Raw genomic sequence first — 8,027 nt, forward strand, 5'->3', positions numbered from 1 at the left:
TCGCTGGTTGTTATGGTGTTTAAAAATTCTGTCGTTGGTGTTTGGAGGACAATTTCTAAACCTTGGTTGTTAGAATTGAGTTGCACTCCTGTGACAGGAATGGGTGCTGCCCAAGCTGGCTGTAATGCTAAAAGAGTTACTACGCTAGCAACTCCCATCGATGGTTGCCAATAATTCCACGTCATGTCAAAGTTTCCTCACTCACACTAAAAATTGCGTTGCTGCTGGCTTTATTTCAGGTGAATCTACCACATCTTTTTTATCTCACGCTCCAGACGCTCCAGGCGCACAGAGAAATCAAGAGTGTGGTCTAAAAACCAATACAGTTCAGTTAAGCATTTCTTTCTTCTCTCTGTGTCCTCTGCGTCTTGGCGGTTCGTTAAAAAAAATTGACTGTGATAACTATCACATAAGATGGTGAATTTTACTAAACTTATTGAGAAGTATTATGAAAAATAATATATCCTATGTTGCATAGGTTAGATTGCAAAAAAAATGATATTTTTATAGTGGTTGCTATAGTTGCACATAAAATTAGCGGTAACGTGCAAATTTTTCACAAATTTAGGGCGTTGCTGAATTGAAGTATGAAATTCCAAAATCTAGTGTTTAAAACTCTTGCTTTTGCGTCTTTGCGACGCCAGTTGCTTCAAGCCTCTTAACCCGTCCAACGCACTGGCTCGCCTTTGCGCGAGAATAAATTCATACTCTTAATCAGCAACGCCATTTTTCACAAACTTAGTTAGTCAATTTCATACCCTCTTCAAGCAGTTAGTTGCATGATTATATCTCGTCAAAGAGAAATTTTCTCAATAGCCCTACAAGAAGCAGTAACACTTCCGGATGTTTTGCTCTTGTGGATACAGGAGCAGCCTAACTCTATCGGGTTCAATTTTCTCCAAGATAGAGAAAGTCTTAGTCTCACCTATGGGGAGTTAGATCAACAAGCACGGGCGATCGCAACTCATTTACAGGGGATGCATTGGCAAAAAGAGCGTATACTACTGATGTATCCACCAGGGCTAGAATTGATTGCGGCAATCATGGGTTGTTTTTATGCTAGTGTGATTGCTGTTCCTGTGTATCCACCACGTCGCAATCGTAATTTAGCTCGGTTATTAGCGATCGCAACAGATGCACAAGCAAGTGGGATTTTGACGACGGTGGCTTTGTCAAGCTCGTTGAGGGAAGCTGCAAAAGAAACAGCGATCGCTACTCTGCCGATAATTACTACCGATGGCATTTCTTTAGACTTGGCTGATGCTTGGCAACATCCTTCCCTAAATTCAGACAGCATCGCCATGTTACAGTATACATCCGGTTCAACTGGCACACCCAAGGGAGTGATGCTAAGTCATGGAAATCTACTGCATAACTTGGCACAAATTTATCATCGCTTCGGACATTCACTTAGTAGTCGCGTTGTCAGTTGGTTGCCACCTTACCATGATATGGGTTTAATTGGGGGAATTTTTCAGCCACTTTATGGCGGTTTCCCTGTGACACTGATGGCTCCTGTGGCCTTTCTCCAGAAACCAATTCGTTGGTTACAGACAATTTCCCAAACCCGCGCCACAACTAGCGGCGCTCCTAATTTTGCCTACGAGATGTGTCTGGACGATATTCGCCCAGAGGAATGTCAAGATTTGGATTTGAGTAGTTGGGAAATCGCATTTAGCGGAGCAGAGCCAATTCGGGCGCAAACCCTAGAAAAATTTGCCACAACTTTTGCTCAATACGGGTTTCGGCGCGAAGCCTTCTATCCCTGTTATGGGTTGGCAGAAGCAACATTATTTGTCACTGGCGGACATAAGGACAAAGCACCGACTATTGAGACTTTTATTGACCAAAAGGCGATCGTTGGCTGTGGTTGTGCCAGTGCTGGACAAACAGTTATTATTGTTGATCCGCAGTCCCGACAACCGTGTTCAGAAGGGGAAGAAGGGGAAATTTGGGTTACGGGTGCGAGTGTAGCTCAAGGTTACTGGGGTCGTGTGGAGGAGACACAAGCAACTTTTAGAGCGACTTTGGCATCAGGATCAGGTTCATTTTTACGGACGGGAGATTTAGGATTTTTACGGGGTGAAGAATTATTTGTCACTGCGCGGATAAAAGATGTTATTATAATCAGAGGGCAGAATTATTACCCTCAAGATATTGAAGCTAGCGTTGCTCATAGTCATGAGATGTTAAATCCTCATTGGGGAGCGGCTTTCAATGTAGAAGTTTCAGGTGAAGAACGGTTAGTAGTTGTTCAGGAAGTAGAACGCAGTGCTTGGCGAGGGCTTGATACGGCAGCCATAATTACAGCCATTCGTGGGGCAATTTCCCGCGAACATGAATTGCAGGTGTATGCTATTTGCTTACTCAAACCCAGCAGTATCCCCAAGACTTCTAGTGGCAAGGTGCAGCGTCACGCTTGCAAATCAGGATTTCTCGATCATAATTTGGATGTGATTTATCAGTGGGAATTGCCGTCTGGGCAGTCGGATATGAAAGGTTCGCGCAAAGGCGCAAAGGCGCAAAGAAAGGAAGAGGAGCAAGCTGATCGTCTGATTGAGTGGTTGCGGGACTATGCTAACGAACATATTAACTCCCGCCTGATAGATGAGCGGCGCTGTATTCCGCCCCACGTTGTCTTAGATTTCGGTAATCAGGGGCTGTTGGGAATGCAAGTACCGCCTAGTTATGGTGGGTTGGGTTTAGGACATACGGACACCATCAGGATTATACAACAGTTGGGGGCAATAGATCCGACCTTAGCGCTGTTTGTGGGACTAAATAACGTCTTGGGAATTCGCCCAATTTTGCTGCACGGCACGTCATCCCTGAAGGAAGAATTACTGCCAATGCTTGCCACGGGAAGGGAATTAGCAGCATTTGCCCTTACGGAACCGGGAGCAGGTGCTAATCCCCAAGCGATCGCATCCCAAGCGATCGCAAATGGTAATGGTTGGCGGTTGCGGGGTGAAAAAATTTGGAGTGGTTCTGCGGCTTGGGCTGGTGTAATTAATGTGTTTGTCTGGCATCAACATCAAGGTATTAGCGGTTTTGCAGTGCGTCGGGGTAGCCCTGGATTGCGGCAGGGAAAAGAAGCGCTGACAATGGGAATGCGGGGAATGGTACAAAATACTGTTTATTTAGAAGATATTCCCGTCACCTCTGAGCAACTTTTGGGTGCTTTAGGGACAGGGATGAGTGTTGCTCAGGATGCGATGATGTATGGTAGATTAGCGATCGCAGCTGCTTGTGTAGGTGGGATGAAACGCTGCCTCCAACTGATGTGGCGCTACAGTGAACGTCGTCAAATTGCTACCGGACGATTGCTAGAGCATCCGGTGGTGTTACATCGCTTTGAGCAATTGACACCTGCAATTACCGCAGTTGAAACCCTGGTGATGCGAATTTGTGAGTTACTCGACCAAGGAATTACCGTGCCAGTGGAAGCGTACACAGCTTGTAAAATTTCTGGTCCAGAATTTTACTGGCAATCAGCAGATTTACTGGTACAAACCTTGGGTGGACGCGGTTATATCGAAAGCAACCTAGCACCACAAATTCTTCGGGATGCACGAGTTTTTCGGATATTTGAAGGGCCGACTGAAACCTTATGTGGATTTTTGGGTGCGTGTGTGCTGAAGCAGGGAGAAACACTGCAACAATTTCTCACTCAGACTTTGGGTGCAGTAGAAGTAGCTCAAAGATTAGCTGATGCAGTAGAAAGAATTAGCGATCGCTTCACTAATAATATAACTACCCAGCGTTGGGCATCACATCAACTCGGGGAATTGGCGAGTGATGCTATCCTTTGGGCAACGATGGCAGGTATGATAGATAAATCAGCGAAAATCCAAAGAGCGATCGCTTGGATCAAAAATCGGTTTGAAGAGAAACTCCACCAAGCTTTAAATCTTGCACCTGATAACTTGCCATTAGCTAACGTGCAAACAACAGCTAATTTGATTAGTGAGTATGCACAGACAATTGGTGATCTAGAACAAACTTTAGCAGGTGAAGAGGATCAGCTAGATGAATTGTTACGTAAATCAACAGTCTCCTTAGAAAATCCATCCCAGAATCTAACTGTTCCTAACTTCCCTTTACCAAGAACAGAGTTAAGAAAAGGTGGGTTTAATTCCGAAATCCAAACCTGGCTAATCAATTGGCTGAGTCATAAATTGCACATTTCTATCTCAGAAATTGACTCAACGAAAGCCTTTGCTGACTACGGCATCGATTCTGTTACGGCGGTAGAATTAGCTCAAGATTTACAAGAATGGTTGGGTATTTCTCAGAGATTAGAAGCAACCATCGCTTGGAATTTTCCCACAATTGAAGATTTAGCCCGTTATTTGAGTGATACCTTTAGAACTCAGCCAGGAGGGGATGGGGGAGATGGGGGGGATGAGGGGGATGAGGGGGATGAGGGAGTAAATTCTTTCTTGTTCTCCTCATCTTCCTCATTAGAAGATTTATCAGCAGCAGAAATGGCAGAACTATTAGCTCAAGAAATTGCCATAGCACGACAAAGGACACGTTCATGAATACACAAGTTTCATCGCGATCCAGGAATTACCTCCCTTAATCCCCCAATGCATTGGGGGGAAATCAAAAATCCAGTTCCCTCCCCAATACATCCGGGAGGGTTAGGGTGGGGTAAAACGCTATAAATTATTAAACCCATATTTATCATGAGCAATTCATCATCGCCAAACATCAACTACCAAGCTTTGCTCAAGGATGCTTTACTGGAAATGCGCCAGTTACGAGCAGAATTAGCAGCCATTGAGTCACAACAAACTGAAGCGTTGGCTTTGCCCGCCGCAGGCATCGCAGTTATTGGCATGGCTTGTCGTTTTCCGGGTGGTGCGAATAATCCCGAAGCATTTTGGCAACTTTTGCACAATGGTGTCAATGCGGTGAGCGAGATTCCCTCTGACCGTTGGGATGTACCAGCTTACTACGATCGCAATCCTGAAACGCCTGGAAAAATGTACACCCGCTACGGTTATTTTATCGACGGCGTAGATCAATTTGATGCCCACTTTTTTGGCATTTCTCCCCGTGAAGCCGCAGCCATAGATCCTCAACAACGCCTTTTACTGGAAGTCAGCTATGAAGCATTGGAACGAGCCGGACAATCACCTCAGCAGTTGAAAGGTAGTCGCACCGGAGTATTTATTGGTGTCTGTTTTGATGACTACGCCAAATACAGCATTGCATCTAACGATCCCAAACAAATTGATGCTTACAGCAGTTTGGGCAACACTCGCAGTATCACCGCCGGACGCATCGCCTATGTCTTAGGACTGCAAGGGCCGGTGATGCAGTTGGATACAACTTGTTCTTCTTCCCTACTGGCGCTGCATTTAGCATCTGAAAGTCTCCGCACAGGGGAATCTGATTTAGCATTGGTGGGAGGTGTAAATCTGATATTAGCGCCAGAGCCAATGATTGGCTTTTGCAAATTGCAAGCTTTGGCAGTAGATGGACGTTGCAAAACCTTTGATGCCGCAGCAGATGGTTATGGACGGGGAGAAGGCTGTGGTATTGTTGTCCTGAAACGACTTTCAAAAGCGATCGCTAACCATGACCCAATTTTAGCGGTGATTCGCGGCTCGGCAGTAAATCACGACGGTAGCAGCAACGGTTTGACAGCCCCCAATGGCACGGCGCAGTCAGAGGTAATTCGTCAAGCTTTGAAAAATGCTCGGTTAGAACCTAAGCAAATTCAATATGTAGAAACCCACGGCACGGGTACAGTGTTGGGCGACCCCATCGAAGTTTTGGCCTTAGCCAAAGCTTTAGGTGAAGGTAGAACTAAAGATGAATCGTTGTATATTGGTTCCGTCAAAACCAACATCGGACATCTCGAAGGAGCCGCTGGAATTGCTGGATTAATCAAAGTAATTCTTGCCCTCCAGCACCAGCAAATTCCACCCCACCTCAATTTCCAACAACCCAACCCCTACATTCCTTGGGATCAATTACCTGTTGCCGTCCCACAAAAATTAACTCCTTGGCAGGATCAGAATAAACAGCGATTCGCAGGTATTAGTTCCTTTGGGATGAGTGGTACAAATGTGCATATCATCCTAGAAAATGCACCTTCATCAATTCAAAATTCAAAACTTGAAACTTGTACTGAGCGTAGCCGAAGTATTCAAAATTCAGATGCTATTGAACGTCCTTTGCACCTACTTACTCTCTGTGCCAAAACTCCCCAAGCATTACGAGAACTTGCCCAACGCTACAAAAACTATCTAGCAACGCCACCGGATACAGACTTCGCTAATGTTTGCTTTACCGCTAACGCTGGGCGATCGCACTTTGAATATCGTCTGGCGATACCCGCCAATTCTTATATATTATGTTATGAAAATATTGTAAATTATTTAGACAATACTACAGATATATCTAAAAGTCAAGTCTCTAAAATTGCCTTCCTCTTCACCGGACAAGGCAGCCAGTATATCAATATGGGTAGAGAACTGTACGAGACTCAATCCTCTTTTCGCCATCAGATTGATTACTGCTGCGAGTTATTGCATCCCTATTTAGGCTTAGATTTGCGAAATCTACTTTATCTTCCCCCACTCCCCACTCCCCACCTACATAGATAATTTCAAAAATCAAATATGATTCCTATATCTCATCCCTAAGTTAGTAAATCAGCACGAGGTTTAAAGGTTTCTATTTGCCGTAACTTTTCGTACAGTTCCCGTTCTTCTTGACTAATATTTTTCGGGGTAACTATTTGAATTTCCACTAATTGATCGCCACGTTTGCCATCATCGCTGGGGTAGCCTTTATTCCCTAGCCGGAATTTTTGACCAGACCGAACTCCTTGAGGGATGGTCATTTTTACAGGGCCGTCCAAAGTTGGTGCTTCTACCTGTCCTCCTAAAACTGCCTCAGTGGGAGTAACTGGTACTTGGCAGAGGATATTTAAACCATCTAACTTAAATAATGGATGAGGATTAACGGTAATTTTTAAGTATAAATCGCCACCACCAACGCCTTGGTTCCGCAAACGGATGGTTTGACCTGTTACCATACCTGGAGGCATACTAACTTCTAGCGATCGCCCATCTTCCAAACGAATGCGTTCATTACCACCTTGATAAGCTTTTTCTAGTGGGAGCGTTAATCTGGCTTCTATATCTCGACGGGTAGTGCGAGGTGGGGTGCTAACTGTGTAGGCAACTTTTGTTCTGGGGGAACGAAACGGATCGCTAGTATTGTCATTATTGGACTTACTTGCCGCATTTTTATTTTTGACGCCGATAACTTGATTAATAAAGCTTTCAAAATCAGAGAATTGGCTTGGATCTACGTCCTGATTGCCGTTGCGATCGCTAGCGCCACTCTGCCAGGTTTTAGCCTTTGGCGCTTGTTTGTTGCCCGCAAAGCCTTTTTGCTTCCAGTAGCGGCTAAACTGGTCGTACTGCGATCGCTTGGCTGAGTCTGAAAGGACTTCATAAGCCTCGCCAATATCCTTAAATTTTTCCTCAGATTCTTTGTTACCCGGATTGAGATCGGGGTGATATTGCCTTGCTAAACGCCGATAAACCTTTTTAATTTCTTCACTAGAGGCGTCTTTAGATACTCCTAAAATCTCGTAGTAATCGCGGAAATTCGGCAAATTTTGCATAGTTCAGTTATTTAAATTTTAGATTTTAGATTTTGAATTTTGGATTAATTAAGACAGAACAGTTAGGAGTTAGGAGTTAGGAGTTGAAAGATTTAATTTTTAACTCCTCACTCCTCACTTCTCACTCCTCACTCCTAACTTTTATTAAAAGTACTACAACCAATCATTGTCTTGTTCATCATCCCAGTTATCTTGGTAGCTGGGACGGGATTTGCGTGGCGGACGGCTTTCATAGGAGGAACGACTGTCTCGACTATAGTCTCTGCCATAGTCTTTACCGTAATCTCTGCCATAGTCCTTGCTGTATGAGTCGCGTTTCCGATATGTATCTCTGGGAGATTCGCGTTCTTTATCTTTATCACCAGTAAAGATG

General features: G+C 44.5%; 4 protein-coding genes and 1 pseudogene. 2 read left to right on the forward strand and 3 right to left on the reverse strand.

Translation table 11 applies throughout. The features are described 5' to 3' along the window. Positions 1-185: hypothetical protein (locus LC574_RS16065; protein ID WP_229454441.1), on the reverse strand; the 185-nt coding region annotated here is incomplete at its 3' end. 594 nt (positions 186-779) lie between these two features. Here LC574_RS16065 and LC574_RS16070 point away from each other — a divergent pair. Continuing rightward, positions 780-4,544, forward strand: a complete 3,765-nt coding sequence (locus tag LC574_RS16070; RefSeq protein WP_229454442.1) for an AMP-binding protein — start codon at positions 780-782, stop codon at positions 4,542-4,544. Positions 4,545-4,691: 147 nt separating this feature from the next. Next, positions 4,692-6,623, forward strand: coding sequence for a type I polyketide synthase (locus tag LC574_RS16075; protein WP_229454443.1), 1,932 nt, complete (start codon positions 4,692-4,694; stop codon positions 6,621-6,623). Between the two features lie 35 nt (positions 6,624-6,658). On the opposite strand, the gene LC574_RS16080 is transcribed toward LC574_RS16075, so the two are convergent. Together LC574_RS16080 and LC574_RS16085 are read right to left on the reverse strand one after the other, a co-directional pair. Continuing rightward, positions 6,659-7,654 carry a DnaJ C-terminal domain-containing protein gene (locus LC574_RS16080; protein WP_229454444.1) on the reverse strand — a complete coding sequence of 332 codons (996 nt, stop codon included), beginning with the start codon at positions 7,652-7,654 and terminating at the stop codon, positions 6,659-6,661. A 153-nt stretch (positions 7,655-7,807) separates the two neighbouring features. Then, a pseudogene (locus tag LC574_RS16085) lies at positions 7,808-8,027 on the reverse strand (molecular chaperone DnaK); the annotation flags it as partial.

Source organism: Nostoc sp. CHAB 5715 (genome assembly GCF_020829685.1).
Taxonomy (GTDB): Bacteria; Cyanobacteriota; Cyanobacteriia; order Cyanobacteriales; family Nostocaceae; genus Nostoc.

What these genes read in the sequence shown, in the direction of transcription:
- LC574_RS16070 (WP_229454442.1), top strand. Translation starts at nt 780, where the DNA reads ATGATTATATCTCGTCAAAGAGAAATTTTCTCAATAGCCCTACAAGAA.
- LC574_RS16075 (WP_229454443.1), top strand. Translation starts at nt 4,692, where the DNA reads ATGAGCAATTCATCATCGCCAAACATCAACTACCAAGCTTTGCTCAAG.
- LC574_RS16080 (WP_229454444.1), bottom strand. Translation starts at nt 7,654, where the DNA reads ATGCAAAATTTGCCGAATTTCCGCGATTACTACGAGATTTTAGGAGTA.